The following is a 16242-nucleotide window of genomic DNA, read 5'->3' on the forward strand; positions in this document are numbered from 1 at the left end:
CCCCTTCTCCGGCCCTGCACCGGCGTCCGTCGTGGGGGGTGAGGCGGCCCACGTACCGGGGTCCGCCCCCTTTCTCCACCGGTGTCGTTGACCGCTCTCTCGCGCGCCACGGAAACTGATCTGGCCGCAGGCCGCATCGACGCGCGCCTTCTGTCCCTCCCGACCCGCCCGGTGCGCCAGCAGGGTCGACCCGCGGATCGGAGGTGCGCGTCGTGAGACCGACCCGACTGGCTGTGCCCGGTGCCGCAGCGGCACTCCTCGTCGTTCCTCTCCTCGGCGTCGGCCCGAGCGTCGCCGACGAGCACGATGACGGGGACGTCACGCTCGAGGACCGAAAGGTGCTTGCGAACAAGCTCGACAACCCCCGCGGCCTCACGGTGGACGATGACGGTGACGTCTTCGTCGCCCAGGCCGGCGAGGGCCGCGGCCGCGACACCAGCGCCCCCTGCTTCCCCGGCCCGACCGGCGCCGACGTCTGCCTCGGCGCGACGGGGAAGATCACCGAGCTGGACATGCGCGGCCACAGCGGCAGGCTCCATCGCAACGGCGTCAGCGACGTGGTCGAGGGACTGCCTTCCGTCGCCCTGAAGGCGGACGGGAACGAGGGGATCGGCCCCTCCGACGTCGACTTCGCCGGCGACGACCTGTTCGCGACCATCGGGCTCGGCGCGGACCCGGCCGTGCGCGACAGGGTGCCGGCCGGCAAGCACCGCATGCTTGCGGCAAAGCTCGCCACGGTGCAGGAGGTCGACGGCGACGAGGTGGAGGAGGTCGCCGACATCGGCGACTACGAGCGGAAGGTCAACCCCGAGAAGGACGACTTCGACACCAACCCGAACTCGCTCGCCTCGTACCGGCGCGGGTTCGCGGTGGCCGACGCCGGCGGGAACTCGCTGCTGCGGGTGGACCGTGACGGGGACATCTCCACGATCTTCGTCTTCCCGAAGGAAGCCGCCGTCGACTCCCCCATGGGTCGCCTCAGCCCCGACGCCGTGCCGACCACGGTCGTGCGCGGCCCCGACGGCGACCTGTACGTCAGCCAGCTCACCGGCTTCCCGTTCCCGAAGGGCACGGCGACGGTCTGGCGCTTCGAGGACGGCGAGGACCCGGAGGTCTTCGCGGACGGCTTCACCAACGTCATCGACCTCGGGTTCACCGACGACGGCGACCTGCTCGTCCTGGAGTTCACCACGAACGGCCTGCTGTCCGGCGACCCGAAGGGCGCACTGCACTGGGTCGACAGCGACGACACCGACAAGCACAAGGTGCTCACCGACGAGCTGACCATGCCCGGCGGCCTCGCCGTGGACGGCGACGACCTCTACGTGTCGAACAACTCCGCCATGGCGAACAAGGGCGAGGTGCTGCACTTCACCCTGAACGAGTGACCCCGGCGCCCCGGACCGATCCCGTCAACGGGCGCGGTCGGTCTCCAGCAGGCGCAGCCACACCTCGCTCGTCGTCGGGTAGGCCGGCACCGCGTGCCACAGCCGCGCGAGCGGCACCTGCCCGACGACGGCGATCGTGGCGGCGTGCAGGAGCTCGGAGACGCCCTGCCCCACGAACGTGGCGCCGAGGACCACGTCGCGCTCGTCGTCGACCACGAGCTCCGCCCACCCCGCGTAGTCGTCGGCGAGCAGGGAGGCCCCGGCGATCTCCCCGAGGTCCTGGTGCACGGTGCGCACCGGGCGCCCACGTTCCTCCGCCTGGTCGGCGCGCAGCCCCACCTGCGCCACCTGCGGGTCGGTGAAGACAACCTGCGGGACGGCCACGTGGTCGGCGGTCGACGCGTAGCGGCTCCACGGCTCCGGCGGTCCCGGCAGGTGGCCGGCGGCCCGGGCCGCGAGCGCGTCCCCCACCACCCGCCCCGCGTACTTCCCCTGGTGCGTGAGCGGCGCCCTGGGCGCTGGCGCCCGGGCCGGGGCGCTCGACCTGCGCGCCGACGTCGTCGTCCTGTCCCCCGGCGCGGCGAAGGGGCTCGAGTTCGACGCCGTCGTCGTGGCGGAGCCGGCCGAGATCCTGGCGGCCGGGCGGGGGCTCAACGACCTGTACGTCGCGATGACCCGGCCCACCCGCGAGCTGACCGTCGTGCACACCGGCGAGCCGCCGGAGGTGCTGGCGCACCTGCCGCTCAGCGGCACGTAGGCCCGCGGTTCAGAGCGCTCTCGGGGCCGGGCCGGCGGCGACGTCCGCCAGCGCCCGCACCAGCGAGACCAGCGCGACGACGATCGCGATCGCGCTGCCCGCGATCCCGACGCCGACCACCCAGCGGGTGACCAGCTCCCAGTCGAAGGTCGCGTCGCCGTAGTCGAACGGGAACACCTGCCACAGCCGGACGAGGGCGACGACGCCGACGGCGCTCGTCATGAGGTCCCCGAGTGCCCTGAGCCAGGCCGGGTCGTGCACCACGTAGACGGCGTTGACGACGAGGCTCACGAGGATCGAGGCGTTCACCGCCGGGATCACCGTGGCGGTGTCCGCGGTCAGGAAGGGCACCGCCTGCCACCCGGGCCAGGCGTTGACCGCGTAGAGCATCGCCGCGTTCACGAGCACGGCGATGGTGTAGCCGGCACGCCTCGCGCCGACGGCGGGGCGCTCGTGCACCGTTGCGTGCGACATGTGGACCTCCCTCGGGTCGCCCACCTGGCCCCAGGCTAGGCACGGCGGCCGGGCGCTATCGAGGGCCCAAGGTCACCCCTCGGCGAGGCGCTCCCGCAGCCCGGCGAGGAGGCGTCGGTGCAGCTCGTCGTCGAGGTCCGCCGGGTGGACGCCGAGCCCGCCCAGCCGACCGTCGCGCGACATCGCGACGAGCTCCTCGGGCGACGGCGGCGCCTCGTGGATCAGCGTCACCAGAGCGGGCGTCATGGGGACGACGCCGTCCATGAGGTCTCCCCAGACGTCCATGCCCGCGTAGCCGAGGTCCCGCGGCATGTCCCGGACGGCCCGGGTGGTGAGGACCGCGTCCAGGGCGACGGCGGTGCGGAGCACGGCGGTCAGGGTCGCCCTGCCGTACGGCTCGAGGGCGCCCTCGTACAGGCTCCCGGTCTCGCCGAGCTCGAACGCCCGGCGCAGCCGACGGCGGACGCGCCAGTTCTCCACCAGCTCGGACGCGAGCTCGGCCAGCACGAGGCCGTCGAGGACGTTGGCCTCGACGGTCGCCTCGTCCCAGGACCACACCCGCCTGCGCAGCTGCGATCGCAGGAAGCGGTAGACCCCCTGGCCCTCTGGTCCCGACAGGCTCGGCGCCGCCCGTTCGATCGCGCGCAGCGTGGTGGGCGCGAACTCCCGGAGCGAGGGCGTCACGAACGCGTAGGGACGGAACCCGCCGCGCTTCCTCCAGTCCGGCATCGCCTCCCACTCGGCGCGCTCGGCCGGGATGTGACGCTCGTGGTCCTTCTGGACCAGCACCGTCACGCGGGCGAGCAGCTCGTCGCGCTCGCGCTCGTCCTCGGTGCGCCCCCCACGGCCACCAGGCCACGGCTCAGCGCACCTCGAGTCCGGCGGCCCGCATCTCGTCCTTGACCTCGCCGACGGTCAGGGTCCCGAAGTGGAACACCGAGGCGGCCAGCACCGCGTCGGCGCCGTGCCGGGCGGCCTGCGTGAAGTGGTCCGCCGTGCCGGCACCGCCGGAGGCGATGAGCGGGACGTCCACGCGGGCGCGCACGTCGTCGAGCATCGTCAGGTCGAACCCGTCGGTGGTGCCGTCGGCGTCCATCGAGTTCAGGAGGATCTCGCCGGCGCGAGCTCGGCGCCGCGCACCGCCCACTCGACGGCGTCGATGCCGGTGCCCGTGCGGCCGCCGTGGGTGGTGACCTCGTAGCCGGAGGGCGTGGTGGCCCCGCCGGCGGTGCGGCGCGCGTCCACCGAGAGCACCAGCACCTGGCGGCCGAACCGTTCAGCGATCTCGCTGATGAGCTCCGGCCGCGCGATCGCCGCCGTGTTCACCCCCACCTTGTCCGCGCCGGCCTTGAGCAGCCGGGAGACGTCCTCGACCGAGCGCACCCCGCCGCCGACGGTCAGGGGAACGAACACCTGCTCCGCCGTGCGCGAGACGACCTCCATGGTGGTCTCCCGTGCCTCGGCAGAGGCGGACACGTCGAGGAACGTGATCTCGTCGGCGCCCTCGGCGTCGTAGCGCCGCGCGAGCTCGACCGGGTCTCCGGCGTCGCGCAGGCCCTGGAAGTTCACGCCCTTGACCACGCGCCCGTCCGCCACGTCCAGGCACGGGATGACCCGGACCGCCACACTCATTCCGTCCTCCTCCGCGGCCGCCCGCTCCTCGGGCGCCGCAGGAAGAGGCTAGCCGCCAGGTAGCGTCGTCCGACATGACCGTCCAGGAACCGCGACGAACGCCACGTCCCGACGGTGCGGTCGTGGTCCCGCTGGTGCGGGCCGCCCTCGAGGAGCGCGGGGGGCTCGCGGGGCCCGGTCGTCGTCGGGGTCGACGGCCGGTCGGGCTCGGGCAAGTCGGAGCTCGCCGCGGACCTGGCCGCCCCGGCTCGCCGCCGTGCCCGGGCTGGACGGTGCCGGGGCCGTCGTCGTCCTCGCTCTGGAGAGCGCGTACCGGGGCTGGCACGGGCTGGCGGTCGGGCTGGGGGCCGTCGTCTCGGGAGTGCTGGAGCCGCTCAGCCGCGGCGTGCCCGGCTCGGTGCGGACCTACGACTGGAACCGTGGGGCCCTCGGCGAGCGGCTCACGGTCCCCGCACCGGGCGACCCGATGCCCGTGGTGGTCCTCGTCGAGGGCTGCGGGGCGGGATCGGCGGTGTGCGCACCGTTCGTGGACGTGCTCGTGTGGCTCGACGCCCCGGCGGACGTGCGCCGGGAGCGTGCCCTGGCGCGGGACAACGGCAGCTGGGCCCACCTGTGGGACGACTGGGCCGCCCAGGAGCGGGCCCTCCTCGACGCCCGGGACGCCCGTGCCGCCGCCGACCTCGTGCTGCGCACCGGCTGACCGCCGCCCGACCGGGGACGACTGCTGGCACCCGGACGGCGGATGTCACCGCTCCTCACCCGGCTGGTGGGGGCTCGACGTCCCGACGGCGCTCACGGGCGCCGTCGGCCGCCACCTCGACGGCCTCGTCGGGGATGATCCGCCCGAGACCGGCCAGCAGCGCACCCCCCGAGCAGCACCAGCACCGCGGCCACCACAACGGCGCCGACCCGCGCCACGGCGGCCGCCGTCGTGCTCATGGCGGACCCGAGCAGCAGCATGACGGCGGTGGTGGCGAACGCGGCGGAGCGCCAGAGAGGTCGCGGGAGGGCGAGGCACAGCAGGAGCGCCAGCAGGCCACGGAGGCGGCGACTGCGGGGCTACCTCTCGGCGTGGCTCCCGCCGTGAGACGTGCCGGCCCGGACGAGGCTGCCGCCCGGGCGGGGTCGCCCGCCGGCCCCAGGCTGCCCCGCCCGGGCCAAGCTCACTCCACGCCGACGACGTCGACCACGAAGACGAGGGTGTCGGTGCCCCCGATGCCGGCCTGCGGCACGCCGCGCGGGCCGTACCCGTGCTCCGGCGGGATCGACAGCATCAGGCGGGAGCCGATCTGCTGGCCGACCAGGCCGTCGTCCCAGCCGCCGATGACGACGCCCATCCCGATGGGGAAGGAGATCGTGCTGCCCCGGTCGTAGGAGTTGTCGAAGACGTGCCCGCCCCAGGTCTGGCCCAGGTAGTTCACGACGATCGTCTGACCCGCCTGGACGGTGTCGCCCGAACCCTGCTCGAGCACCTGCACCTGCAGGCCCTCCGGCGCGCCGGAGTCGGGGAAGGTCAGCTCGGGCTTGTCGCCGAAGCCGCCGGTGGCGGTGGGGAGCGCGGTCATGTGGTCCTCTCGGGTCGGGCCCGACGGCGCCGGGCTGGGGACCCAGCGTACGTGCCGCCCGGGCCGGGCTCGCGGGGGAAGAGACCCCCGGCGGCGGAGTCAGGCGCGTGGGGGCAGGACGTCCTCCTGGGCGGGGAGCTGGTCCTGGCGCACGAGACCCACGGGGCACGTCATGCCGTTGGGGCCGTGGTTGCAGTAGCCGCCGGGGTTCTTGTCCAGGTACTGCTGGTGGTAGTCCTCGGCGTAGAAGAACTCGCCCGCGAACGGCAGCAGCTCGGTGGAGATCGCGCCGTGGCCGTGCTCGGTGAGGACCCGCTGGAACGCGGCGCGGGTCGCGCGGGCCGCCGCCTCCTGGCCGGGGGTCGTCCAGTAGACGCCCGAGCGGTACTGGGTGCCGACGTCGTTGCCCTGCCGGTCCGGCGTGGTGGGGTCGTGGTTCTCCCAGAACGCCTTCAGCAGCAGCTCCGGGGAGGTCTTCGCCGGGTCGTAGACCACCTGCACGGCCTCGACGTGACCCGTCAGCCCGGTGCACACCTCCTCGTAGGTGGGGTACGTCGTGAATCCGCCGAGGTAGCCGGCCGCGGTGGAGACGACCCCGGGCTGGCGCCAGAAGATGCGCTCGGCGCCCCAGAAGCAGCCCATCGCCACGTACATGACCTCCGAGCCGGCGGGCCAGGGACCCTGCAGCGGGGTGCCGAGCACCTCGTGGGTGCTGGGCACCGGGTAGCCCGGCGTCGTGCGGCCGGGCAGAGCCTCCTCCGCGGTGACCATCTGCGTCCTGCGGCCAAGTCCGAACATGAGCGTGCCTCCTGAGGTTGAGTCCATCGGTGCGAACACCCGGGGTGGAGCCGTTCTTCCCGATCTTCCGGTCCCCGGGACGGCGGGGGTCGCCGCCCGGCTCGACGGGGGGTGCCCGGCCCGACTCGCCGGGCGAGGACGGAGCCGGCGAGCACGGAGTTGCGGCCGCGCGCCGTAGGCTGAGCCAAGAACCTACCCCTCCACGGCGATTGCGGGGATCATGCCTGACCAGAGCGACGACGACGGCGGGCGCCGCAGCCTGCGCGGCCGGCTGCGGCGCGCCACGGACCCGGCGACCGGTGGTGGCGCTCCCGCCACCGCCTGAACCGTGGACCGGCGGGCGGACCGGCTGCACCGTCCCCGACCCCAGCGGCACCGGCGGATGCGTCACCGGCGCGACGGCGTGGCTGGTCGATCAGCTGACCTCGGGCGTCGGGCCGAGGCCGGTGACCTGCTGGTCGGAGCACGCCTGGAACCCCGCGTCGGACCACCCGGCCGGGCGCGGCTGCGACGTCTTCTTCGGCGTCGCGGGACAGTTCCCCGCCGGCGCGGACCTGGTGGACGGCTGGCGGGTGGCGCAGTGGTTGCGGGCGCACGCGGCGGCGCTGGACGTGTCCTACGTGATCTGGCAGGGCCGGATCTGGGTGGCCGACCGGGCCGAGCAAGGCTGGGCGCCCTACACCGGCGGCGGGGTGTACGACCCCGGCGACGCCACCGGCGGCCACTACGACCACGTGCACGTCTCGCTGCGCGGGTAGCCGCCGGAGCGGCGGACGCGGCGCGGTGACCAGCCCCGGTCGGCGCTCGCTGCTCCCCCACAGGTGCGGTGACCGGTCTGACGTTCCCCGGCGAGCGCCGTTTCGGTAGAGTCCGTGACGGAACCCCGACCGGGTTCGCGGACGAGGGAGCAGTACCCGCACCACGACAAGACTGACTCACGAGGAGTTGTCATGGCGTGGATCGTGCTCGTCGTCTCCGGCATGCTGGAGGCCGTCTGGGCCACGGCGTTGTCCGCCTCCGACGGGTTCCGGCGGTGGCGTCCCACCGTCCTGTTTCTCGTCTCCGCCACCCTGAGCATGGCCGGTCTCGCCTGGGCGATGGTCGACCTGCCCACCGGCACCGCCTACGCCGTCTGGGTCGGCATCGGCGCCACGCTGACCGTCCTGTGGGGGGGTGGTCACCGGCCAGGAGCGCGCGACGCTCGCCCGGACGCTGCTCCTGGTCCTGCTGGTCGGTTCGGTCGTCGGACTGAAGGCGGTGAGCTGAGTGCCGTGGATCGTCCTGCTCGTCAGCGCCGTCCTGGAGGCCGTCTGGGCCACCGCCCTGGGGATGTCCGACGGACTCTCCGAGCTGGCGCCGACGGTCGTCTTCCTCGTCGCCATGGTGCTCAGCACGCTGGGGCTGGCGCACGCAGCCCGGCACATCCCGATCGGCACCGCCTACGCGGTGTGGACGGGCGTCGGCGCGGCGCTCACCGTGACCTACGCGATGGCCACGGGCGCCGAGAGCGTCTCGCTCCCCAAGGTCGTCTTCATCAGCGGCATCATCGCGGCCGTGATCGGCCTCAAGCTGGTCCCCGCGGGGCCGCGGGCGGCGGTCGGCGGCGCGTCCCGTGCCGGGTCCGACGCCCCCCGGGTGGGCCATGCCCGGCAGCGGCTCAGGTGGTGGGTCCGACGGCGAACCGCGAGCCGCGGCCGACGACGCGTCGCGTGCGCAGCCGGAGCCCGGCTCCCGCCGGACACCTCCCCGGACCTGAAGCAGCGGCGACCTGAGGCCCGTGCGGCGAGGTCCTACGATGGCGCGATGAGCGAAGCCACGGCATTCGACGACGGCGCCACCACCTCCGCGACCGAGGAGCGGGAGGTCCTCGGCTGGGAGGAGTTCGGCGAGGCCGCACGCGAGCTGGCGCGCGAGGTCGTGCGGTCCGGCTGGATCCCGGACCTGGTCGTCGCCGTCGCGCGCGGCGGGCTGGTGCCGGCGGGAGCGGTCGCCTACGCGCTCGGCACCAAGGCCATGGGCACCCTGAACGTGGAGTTCTACACGGGCGTCGCCGAGACGCTCCCCGAGCCCGTGGTGCTGCCGCCGCTCATGGACACCTCCGACCTGCCGGGCCGGAAGGTCCTGGTGGTCGACGACGTCGCGGACTCGGGCAGGACGCTCGCCCTGGTGATGGACCTCGTCCGGTCCAAGGGCCTTCCCGGCGACGACCACGACGGCGACGGTGCGCCCGACTTCTCCGGCGCCGTCGACGCCCGCTCGGCGGTCATCTACGCCAAGCCGCGCTCCGTCATCGACCCGGACTACGTGTGGCGCCGGACCGACCGCTGGATCATGTTCCCGTGGTCGTCCCAGCCGCCGGTCACCGAAGAGCTCTGACCGAAGGTCAGCTGCTGACCTTCTCGGCACGGTCGCCGAGCCGCTCGCGCAGGTGCGCCACCAGCCCGTCGGCGCCGCGTTCGACGACGTCGAGGGTGTCGTAGAAGCCGCCGTGGTCGCCGTACCAGGGATCGGGCACGTCGAGGTCGTACTCCCCCGCGGTCGCCAGCTCCGGCGCGGTGTCGTCGAACTCGCGCCACAGGCGGACCTCGGCCGTGCGCGGGTCGGCGTCCCGCTCGGCGCGCAGACGCAGCGCGCGGGCGTGCTGGTTGGTCATCGCGAGCGCGAGGTCGTAGTCGGCGAGCTCGTGCGGGGCCACCTGGTGCGCGCGGTGGTGCGGCACCGGGTACCCGTGCTCCGCCAGGACCGCGCGGGCCCGGCGGTCGATGGGGTTGCCGTGCTCCTCGTCGCTGATGCCCGCCGACGCTACCTCGACGGCGCCGTCCAGGCCGGCCTCCGCCAGCCGCTCGCGGAGCACGACCTCGCCCATCGGCGAGCGGCAGATGTTGCCGGTGCACACGACGAGGACGCGGAAGGGCCGGTCGGCAGGGGCGGTCATGCCGTCCATGGTGCCAGGGGCCTGGGGCGCCGGCCCGCCGTCGTGACCAACCTCCCAGGCGCCGTCGTCGGAAAAAGGTGGTGACACGGCGGGCTCCGCGACCTACGGTTGTGCGCACACGAGAAGGGAGGTGGTCCAGAGGTGAATATTCTTCGGACGCGTGAGGTGGCTACCCGCTAGCCCGTCTGTGGACGGACCCGAGGGTCCTCCCGCCCGGCGGGCGGCGAGAACCAGGTGGTCACCGGAGCCCGCGGGGGCCGTGACTCGTCCATCACGGCACCCGGCCAGCAGGCCGGGAACCCGCGGGTTCTTCCATGCCCTCAGACCAGCCCGGCGTCGTGCACGCAGCGGGCGATCTGCACCCGGTTCGCCGCCTCGAGCTTGGCGAACAGGTGGCCGACGTGGGTCTTCACGGTCGCCACGCCCATGTAGAGCTTGCGCGCGATCTCGGCGTTCGACAGCCCGCGCCCGACGGCGACCGCGACCTCCCGCTCCCGGTCGGTCAGGCGGGCGAGCCGCTCCCTGGCGGAGCGTTCTCGGCCGTCGTCCGGCGGCTGCGCGACGGCGGCGATGAGCTGGGCGGTGACGCTCGGCGAGAGCATCGGCTCTCCTCGGGCCACCCGCCCCACCGCGAGCACCAGGTCCTCCGGCGGCGTGTCCTTGAGGAGGAACCCGGCGGCCCCGTGCCGCAGCGCGGTGAGCACCATCTCGTCGGTGTCGAAGGTGGTCAGCACGATCACCCGGGCGGGCGAGCCGCGCTCGGTCAGGCGGCGGGTGGCCACCAGCCCGTCGAGCCGGGGCATCCGGATGTCCATGAGCACCACGTCGGGACGTTCGCGCTCGATCAGGGCGAGCCCCTCGTGACCGTCGCCGCCCTCGCCGACGACGTCGATCCTCGGGTCCCCGCCGAGGATCATACGCAGACCGGCGCGCACGAGGGCGTCGTCGTCGACGATCGCGACCCGCACGTGCGCGTCCGCACGCGCCGCCCCTCGCCCGTCGGGGGTGCTGACCTCGAGACTCACTCGTCCTCCTCCCACGGCAGCCACGCTCTCATGGCGAAGGCGCCGTCCTCCTCGACGCCGTGCTCGAGCAGGCCCCCGACGAGGTGCGCCCGCTCGGTCATCCCGGTCAGGCCGACCCCGGCGCCGGGGGGGCCGCCGGCGAGCAGCACGGCCGACAGGGCCACCATCCCTCCCGCGCCGACCCCGGTGTCGGAGAGGGCGTCGCGCCCGCCCTCCAGCCGGAGCGATCCGCGAGCGTCCGCCGCGGCGGCTCCGGACGTCACGGGGACCGTCGTGCCGATGCCGGCGGCGGTGCCGGCACCGAAGCCGGCCCCGACACCGAAACCGGGAGCGACGCCGGACCCGGAGGCGACGCCGAACCCGGACGCACGCCGGCGACTCGCTCGCCGCTGACGTCAAGGTCCGACGGGTCGCCGGCCGGGACGTCCGGGTAGGACGGCTCAGCGGGGATCGTCGGCAGCACCGGCTCCTCGCGAAGACCGGGAACGGTCGGCTCCTCCGGGGTGGTGGGGGCAACCGGGGCGACAGGGGCTGCCGTCCCGTCTGCCGTGGCGTCACCGAGGATGCCGACGGCGTTGCCGTTGAGGGTGATGGGTGCGCTCACGGGGGTGACGACGTCGGTGCCGGCGAGGACGTCGCCGACGAGGCCGTCGTCGCCGGCGGCGGTGGTGTCGTCGTCGGCCGCGTCGGTGACGGTGATGTCGGCCGGAGCGGTTGCGGGAGCGCCGTCGCCCGACGTGGCCGTGGCGTCACCGAGGACGCTGACCGCGTTGCCGTCGAGGGTGATGGGTGCGGTGACCGGGGTGACGACGTCGGATCCCGTGAGGACGTCCCCGACGAGGCCGTCGTTGCCGCCGGACGTTCCGTCGGCGGTGGCGTCCGTGACGGTCACGTCTGCGGGGTCCGGTGCCGGCGTGGGTGTGCCGGACTCCGTGGTGGCGTCGCCCAGGACGCTGACCGCGGCTCCCTCGACGGTCACGGGGGCGGTGACGGGTGCGACGACGGTGACGTCGTCGGCGATGTCGCCGACCGGTCCGCCGTCGTCCGAGCCGTCGGCGTCGCTGCTGTCGGTGACCACGACGTCCGAAGCTCCGCTGCTGCTCGCGCCGGAGCAGCCGGCGTCCGCGTCCCCGGCCACGGCGACCGAGGTGCAGCCGACGGCCACGGGGGCGGTGACGGGTGCGACGACCGTGATGTCGTCGGCGATGTCGCCGACCACGTCGCCGTCGGTGGAGCTGTCCGTCGGGGCGTCGGTGACGATGACGTCGGCCGGGTCCGGCGCCGGCGTCGAGGTGCCGGACGCCGTGGTGGCGTCACCCAGGACGCTGACCGCGGCTCCCTCGACGGTCACGGGGGCGGTGACGGGTGCGACGACGGTGACGTCGTCGGCGATGCCGCCGACCAGTCCGCCGTCGTCGGTGGCGGCCTGTGCCGCCGCGGTTCCGGCGACGAGCAGACCGCCGGTGAGGAGCGCCGTACGCAGCGCTCGTCGGACGTAGACATACATGGAAGTTCCTCCTGGTTGATGGGATCGCGCCCGTGGGGCGCCGGCCGGCAGGGCGGCAGCGCGCCGCCCGCGGTGCCATCAGTCAGGGGCTACAGCGACCTCGAGGAGGACGTCCAGAAAGGCCGGCGGCGGAGCCGCGGCGGGGGAGAAGCTGAGGTCGGCGTCAGGCAGCCTCAGACCCCGCGCGACATCCGCGTACGCACCCGAAGAGGCGGCTGCGGTGGTGGTCGTGCCGGGACCCGCGGGTGCCGGGGCATGGTCGGGGCGCGCGGGCGGCGGCGTTCCGGTGTGCCGGGCAGCAGCAGGCGACGGTCCGGGCTGCGTCGCGACGTCGGGTGCGCTGGGCACGGAGGCCGCCTCCGCGGTGCCCCGGGCAGCGCCGTCGTGCCGCGGCAGGTCGCCGCGGGGAAGGACGCTCTCCACGTGTGAGGTCACGGAGTCGGTCGCCGCCGGGCGCGACTGCACGGCAGCTCGGGCGGGATCCCGCCCCGCCTCCCACGCCGCCGGGGAGGTGGTCGCGGTCGTGGGGAGCGGAGCGAGGTCCACGATCGGTGCCGTCACGGGGGCGAGGACCGACAGGACGGGTGCGGTCGCCGGGCCGAGAACCGAGAGAACCGGTGCGGTCGCCGGGCCGGGAACCGGCGTGAGGGCATCGGTGACGGCGGAGGTGCGGACGGCGTCCACCAGCGGTCCCGCTGCTGCACCCACCGGCCCGACGAGGTCCCCGGCCGGTGCGGCAGCGTCATGGAGGGCCGCCGTCACCGGTGCCGCGACGTCGCTCGTCAGCGGCGCGGCCACCTCGGCGAGGGGCTCGACGGCGTGCCGCACGACCGGCTCGGCGACGCCCTCGGCGATGCGCTCGCCGACGTCGTCGGACGAGGGCGGGGTGACCGCTCGGACGACGGGCTCGGCAGCCTCCGGTACGGGTGCAACCGCCTCCTCGACCGTCGGCTCGACGACGTCACGCACGACAGGTTCCGCCACCTTCGCGGTCGCCGGCTCGACGACGTCACGGGCGACCGGCTCGACCAGGTCGGAGGTGACCGGGCGGGTCACCTCGTTCACCGTCTCCGTGACGGACGCGGTCACTTCACCGAGGACCGATCCGCTCTCGTCGGCGGCCGCCGAGCTCGCCAGGCCTGCCGAGAGGAGCACCGCCAGCCCGGCACCTCCCAGGGCGGCGAGGCCGCGCGCGGCCCAGCGTGCGAGGCGGGAGTCCCCGGCCTCGCGGTGCGGGTCGCGCTCGAGCGCCATGTCCGTCTCCTGCGAGGTGATGTGGCTCACAAGATACCGACGACGTCCGGATGGTGCGACCGGAGCGACCCCGCCACCCGGCGCGCGCGAAGCCCCCTTCGCTCGCCCCCGGGGTGACCGACGTATTCACCCAGACATCACCAGGCACTCGCATCGCGTTCCCGGCGCGACCGTGGTCGGCTGTTCCTGTACCGGCACGGCCGGAAGGTCGCCTCGCGGCGGTGTCGGTCAGCTGGGCGCGGGGCGGACGGGCACAGGGGGCTCGTCCGCCCCGCGGTCCGCATCGCCGCACGTGCGCCGGACGCACCGATGGCTGTCGCCGAACCGCGTCCGGCGTGTCAGTTCCCGCCCTCGCGGGCGAGCAGGATGTCCCGCGTGAGCTCCATCTGTCCGTGGTGCTGGACGAGCTCCACGAGGACGTGCACCAGCGCCGCCCGCCGGGTGAGTGGCCGGTCCGGCGCCATCCACAGCTTGCTCGGCGCTCCCTCCACCGGCGCCTCCAGGTCGAGGCCAGCGACGTCGTCGTGCAGGCGGGCGAGCGCCTCCCCGGACCGCACGACCAGGGGGGGACACCGGCCCGGACGCCGTGAACTCGGCGTCGCGGTCACGGTGATCCGGGCGCCCGACGACGACGGCGCCGATCCAGTACTCGATCACGCCGAGGCAGTGGTTGAGGATCGCGTACGGAGAGTTGGCGCCGGGCAGGTCGGGGCGGTCGTTGGCGAGCTGGTCGCCCATCGTCAGGAGGATCTCTCCCATCTCGCGCACCGCCCGGTCGCAGAAGAGAAGCAGGTCGTCGGCCTCGTTGCTCATCCGCACATGATGGCAGGGCGGCCGCTCGGGTCTCCCGGCGCGGGGCGGGCCTCAGTCGACCTGTCCGGCCGGGTCCATGATGATCACCGCGCCCGACGGCGGCTCGGAGTCGACCGACAGGCGCGAGACGGTCAGCCGCACCCGCATCCGGCGTCCACGCCGGTTGACCGCCTCGACCTCGAGCCGCTCGGGTCCCGCGGCGGGGCCGGCGATCTGGTTCTGGAGCGGCTGTCGGAGCTGGTCGACCGGTAGTCCGATGTCGAGGTTGAGGAAGTGCTCGCCGACGGCCTCGTCGCTGCGCACGCCCCACAGGTCCTCGGCGGTGGAGTTCCACGCCAGCACCTGAAGGTCCTCGCCGACCACGACGACGCCGCTCGTCATGCTGCCGAGCACGGACACCATGAACGAGTTGAGCCGGTTGATCTCGTCCTGCCCCTCGCGCAGCGCCTCGTTCGTGGCGTGGAGCTCGTCGTTCATCGACTGCAGCTCCTCGTTCATGGTCTCGAGCTCCTCGTTCGTGCTCTGGAGCTCCTCGTTGGTGGTCTCGAGCTCCTCGACCGTGGACTGCAGCTCCTCGTTGGTGGTCTCGAGCTCCTCGTTGCTGCTCTGCAGCTCCGCGTAGGCGTTCTCGAGCTGACGGTTGGCGCTCTCCAGCTCGCTGTGCAGCTGACGGTAGGGCGTGACGTCGGTGAAGGTCACGGAGACCCCGAGGCGGCCCGACTCGTCCGCGAGCGGGGTGATCAGAACGTCGAACGCCGCCGGCTCGCCCGGGATCCGCTCCCAGCGCACGTCCCGCAGATAGACGGGCTGGCGCGTCTGGACGGCCTCCGCGATGTGCGTCCGGAGCTCGACCGGTCGGTACGAGAGGTCGAGGTCCTGGAACGGGCGCCCGAGGTCGCGCGTGCCGACGCCGAAGAGCTGCGAGGCGCGCCGGTTGCTGAACGCGAGGTGTCCCACGACGTCCAGCACGATCGTCGCCGGGGACGTCGCCATGAGCGCGGCGTTGCGCAGCCGCGCGAGCTCGGAGGTGTCGCCGGCGGGATGGGGCGCCGGGGGGCAGAATCAGGCTGCGGTTGCGCGGGGAGCCGGGCAGCTTGCGGAAGATCCGCTGCCGGAGCTCGACGGGCCGGAACTGCGTGGAGTGGGTCAGCAGCATCTCGGCCTTGCCGAGGAAGAGGACGCCGTCGGGCTGCAGCGCGAAGTGGAGCCGGTTGAGGATCTGCGCCTGAGTCTCGGCGTTGAAGTACATGAACGTGTTGCGGCACGCGAGGATGTCGACGTGGGAGATCGGGGCGTCCTGCACGAGGTCGTTGCGCCCGAAGATCACCACCCGTCGCAGGTCCTTGCGGAAGACGAAGCGGTCGCCGGTGGCCTCCAGGTACTTGGCACGCATGGGTTCGGGGATCGCCTGGACCTGCATCTCCGTGTACGTCCCCAGGCGCGCGTGAGCCAGCGCCTCCTCGTCGACGTCGGTGGCGTAGATCTTGACCCGTTCGCGCACGGCGTCCATGCCCATCGCCTCGGCGAGGACCATCGCCAGCGAGTACGCCTCCTCGCCGGAGGCGCACCCCGCGCTCCACACCCCGCACGTCGTGCCCGTCCCGCCGCTGCAGCAGCTCCGGGACGACCGTCCTCGCGAGATAGTCCCAGGCGTCGGGGTCGCGGAAGAAGCCCGTGACGTTGATGAGGATCGTGTTGAACAGCGCCGTGAACTCGCCCGGGTGGAGCATGAGGTGGTCGTGGTACTGGTCGAAGTCCGTCAGACGCACGGACTCCATCCGCCGCCGGACCCGGCGGACCAGGCTGCTGCGCTTGTACCCGGTGAAGTCGAAGCCGCGCTCCTCCTTGAGAAACTGCAGCAGCGACTCGAAGGCCGGGTCGGCGCCCCGGGCGGCCGCGTCGCTGCTCTCCGGAAGGGCGAGTTCGGACTCCTGCGACTGCGGAGTGCCGGCGGCACGCCCGTCCACCGTCGTCCCACCGCCGGAGCCGTCCGTGGCCGTCCCGCCGCCGGAGCCGTCCGTGGCGTCCCGTGGGCACCACCGGCCGCGGAACCGGCGGCCTCCTGACCGGCCGGGCGCACCGGCCACACGCCGC

The 16242-nt window shown here is 73.9% G+C and carries 17 protein-coding genes, 6 pseudogenes and 1 riboswitch; of the genes and pseudogenes, 7 read left to right on the forward strand and 16 right to left on the reverse strand.

Going from position 1 to position 16242, the window contains the following annotated elements; translation table 11 throughout:
* The first annotated feature begins 212 nt into the window (after positions 1 to 212).
* Entirely contained in the window at positions 213 to 1388 is a 1176-nt protein-coding gene (locus DA06_RS10515; protein WP_418607636.1) for a ScyD/ScyE family protein, read from the forward strand.
* A 24-nt stretch (positions 1389 to 1412) separates the two neighbouring features.
* Here DA06_RS10515 and DA06_RS10520 read toward each other — a convergent pair.
* Positions 1413 to 1901 (reverse strand): annotated as a pseudogene (locus DA06_RS10520) (NAD(P)/FAD-dependent oxidoreductase); the annotation flags it as partial.
* Between DA06_RS10520 and DA06_RS10525 the strand changes: the two are divergent.
* The gene (locus DA06_RS10525; RefSeq protein WP_418607637.1) at positions 1888 to 2145 is read left to right on the forward strand and encodes an ATP-binding domain-containing protein; all 258 of its coding nucleotides are present in this window, start codon (positions 1888 to 1890) and stop codon (positions 2143 to 2145) included. The pseudogene DA06_RS10520 and the gene DA06_RS10525 overlap by 14 nt on opposite strands.
* Positions 2146 to 2154: 9 nt before the next feature.
* On the opposite strand, the gene DA06_RS10530 is transcribed toward DA06_RS10525, so the two are convergent.
* The 3 genes and pseudogenes from DA06_RS10530 to hisF form a co-directional block, all read right to left on the reverse strand.
* Positions 2155 to 2619, reverse strand: coding sequence for a hypothetical protein (locus DA06_RS10530; RefSeq protein WP_043499802.1), 465 nt, complete (start codon positions 2617 to 2619; stop codon positions 2155 to 2157).
* A 72-nt stretch (positions 2620 to 2691) separates the two neighbouring features.
* Positions 2692 to 3414: a hypothetical protein gene (locus DA06_RS10535; protein ID WP_043499804.1), complete on the reverse strand. Its 723-nt coding sequence runs from the start codon at positions 3412 to 3414 to the stop codon at positions 2692 to 2694.
* A gap of 67 nt (positions 3415 to 3481) precedes the next feature.
* A pseudogene (hisF, locus tag DA06_RS10540) lies at positions 3482 to 4251 on the reverse strand (imidazole glycerol phosphate synthase subunit HisF).
* A gap of 256 nt (positions 4252 to 4507) precedes the next feature.
* Here hisF and DA06_RS10545 point away from each other — a divergent pair.
* Entirely contained in the window at positions 4508 to 4951 is a 444-nt protein-coding gene (locus DA06_RS10545) for a hypothetical protein (RefSeq protein WP_052436620.1), read from the forward strand.
* 92 nt (positions 4952 to 5043) lie between these two features.
* Here the strand turns inward: DA06_RS10545 and DA06_RS10550 are convergent, their stop codons facing one another.
* The 3 genes from DA06_RS10550 to msrA all read right to left on the reverse strand — a co-directional run bounded on the left by DA06_RS10550 (position 5044) and on the right by msrA (position 6614).
* Positions 5044 to 5211, reverse strand: coding sequence for a hypothetical protein (locus tag DA06_RS10550; protein ID WP_418607639.1), 168 nt, complete (start codon positions 5209 to 5211; stop codon positions 5044 to 5046).
* Positions 5212 to 5414: 203 nt separating this feature from the next.
* Positions 5415 to 5816: an FKBP-type peptidyl-prolyl cis-trans isomerase gene (locus DA06_RS10555; protein WP_043499810.1), complete on the reverse strand. Its 402-nt coding sequence runs from the start codon at positions 5814 to 5816 to the stop codon at positions 5415 to 5417.
* Positions 5817 to 5915: 99 nt separating this feature from the next.
* Positions 5916 to 6614 (reverse strand): peptide-methionine (S)-S-oxide reductase MsrA, encoded by a 699-nt coding sequence (msrA, locus tag DA06_RS10560; protein ID WP_043499813.1) that lies wholly within the window; start codon positions 6612 to 6614, stop codon positions 5916 to 5918.
* Positions 6615 to 6916: 302 nt separating this feature from the next.
* Here msrA and DA06_RS10565 point away from each other — a divergent pair, with 302 nt between their 5' ends.
* The 4 genes and pseudogenes from DA06_RS10565 to DA06_RS10580 all read left to right on the forward strand — a co-directional run bounded on the left by DA06_RS10565 (position 6917) and on the right by DA06_RS10580 (position 8990).
* Positions 6917 to 7372, forward strand: a complete 456-nt coding sequence (locus tag DA06_RS10565) for a hypothetical protein (RefSeq protein ID WP_418607642.1) — start codon at positions 6917 to 6919, stop codon at positions 7370 to 7372.
* Between the two features lie 116 nt (positions 7373 to 7488).
* Positions 7489 to 7554, forward strand: a riboswitch (guanidine-III (ykkC-III) riboswitch).
* Positions 7555 to 7564: 10 nt separating this feature from the next.
* A pseudogene (locus DA06_RS10570) lies at positions 7565 to 7880 on the forward strand (DMT family transporter).
* A 63-nt stretch (positions 7881 to 7943) separates the two neighbouring features.
* Positions 7944 to 8093: pseudogene (locus DA06_RS10575) on the forward strand (DMT family transporter); the annotation flags it as partial.
* A 324-nt stretch (positions 8094 to 8417) separates the two neighbouring features.
* Entirely contained in the window at positions 8418 to 8990 is a 573-nt protein-coding gene (locus DA06_RS10580) for a phosphoribosyltransferase (protein ID WP_043499818.1), read from the forward strand.
* Positions 8991 to 8997: 7 nt separating this feature from the next.
* Here the strand turns inward: DA06_RS10580 and DA06_RS10585 are convergent, their stop codons facing one another.
* The 9 genes and pseudogenes from DA06_RS10585 to DA06_RS10625 all read right to left on the reverse strand — a co-directional run.
* Positions 8998 to 9549 (reverse strand): low molecular weight protein-tyrosine-phosphatase, encoded by a 552-nt coding sequence (locus tag DA06_RS10585; protein WP_043499821.1) that lies wholly within the window; start codon positions 9547 to 9549, stop codon positions 8998 to 9000.
* 320 nt (positions 9550 to 9869) lie between these two features.
* Entirely contained in the window at positions 9870 to 10574 is a 705-nt protein-coding gene (locus DA06_RS10590; protein ID WP_052436621.1) for a response regulator transcription factor, read from the reverse strand.
* On the reverse strand, positions 10571 to 10837 hold the full coding sequence (locus DA06_RS10595; RefSeq protein ID WP_418607645.1) for a hypothetical protein: 267 nt from the start codon (positions 10835 to 10837) through the stop codon (positions 10571 to 10573). Before DA06_RS10595 ends, DA06_RS10590 begins: the two co-directional genes overlap by 4 nt.
* Positions 10834 to 12081, reverse strand: a complete 1248-nt coding sequence (locus DA06_RS10600; protein ID WP_052436622.1) for a hypothetical protein — start codon at positions 12079 to 12081, stop codon at positions 10834 to 10836. Before DA06_RS10600 ends, DA06_RS10595 begins: the two co-directional genes overlap by 4 nt.
* A gap of 78 nt (positions 12082 to 12159) precedes the next feature.
* Positions 12160 to 13365 (reverse strand): hypothetical protein, encoded by a 1206-nt coding sequence (locus DA06_RS10605; RefSeq protein WP_043499828.1) that lies wholly within the window; start codon positions 13363 to 13365, stop codon positions 12160 to 12162.
* A 308-nt stretch (positions 13366 to 13673) separates the two neighbouring features.
* Positions 13674 to 13943: a hypothetical protein gene (locus DA06_RS10610; protein ID WP_418607647.1), complete on the reverse strand. Its 270-nt coding sequence runs from the start codon at positions 13941 to 13943 to the stop codon at positions 13674 to 13676.
* Between the two features lie 256 nt (positions 13944 to 14199).
* Positions 14200 to 15141 (reverse strand): PAS domain-containing protein, encoded by a 942-nt coding sequence (locus DA06_RS10615; RefSeq protein WP_418607648.1) that lies wholly within the window; start codon positions 15139 to 15141, stop codon positions 14200 to 14202.
* A gap of 175 nt (positions 15142 to 15316) precedes the next feature.
* Positions 15317 to 15682, reverse strand: a pseudogene (locus tag DA06_RS10620) (CheR family methyltransferase); the annotation flags it as partial.
* 253 nt (positions 15683 to 15935) lie between these two features.
* Positions 15936 to 16235 (reverse strand): annotated as a pseudogene (locus DA06_RS10625) (hypothetical protein); the annotation flags it as partial.
* Between the last annotated feature and the right edge of the window lie 7 nt (positions 16236 to 16242).

Origin of the sequence: Georgenia sp. SUBG003, assembly GCF_000715355.2 — a bacterium.
GTDB lineage: Bacteria > Actinomycetota > Actinomycetes > Actinomycetales > Actinomycetaceae > Georgenia.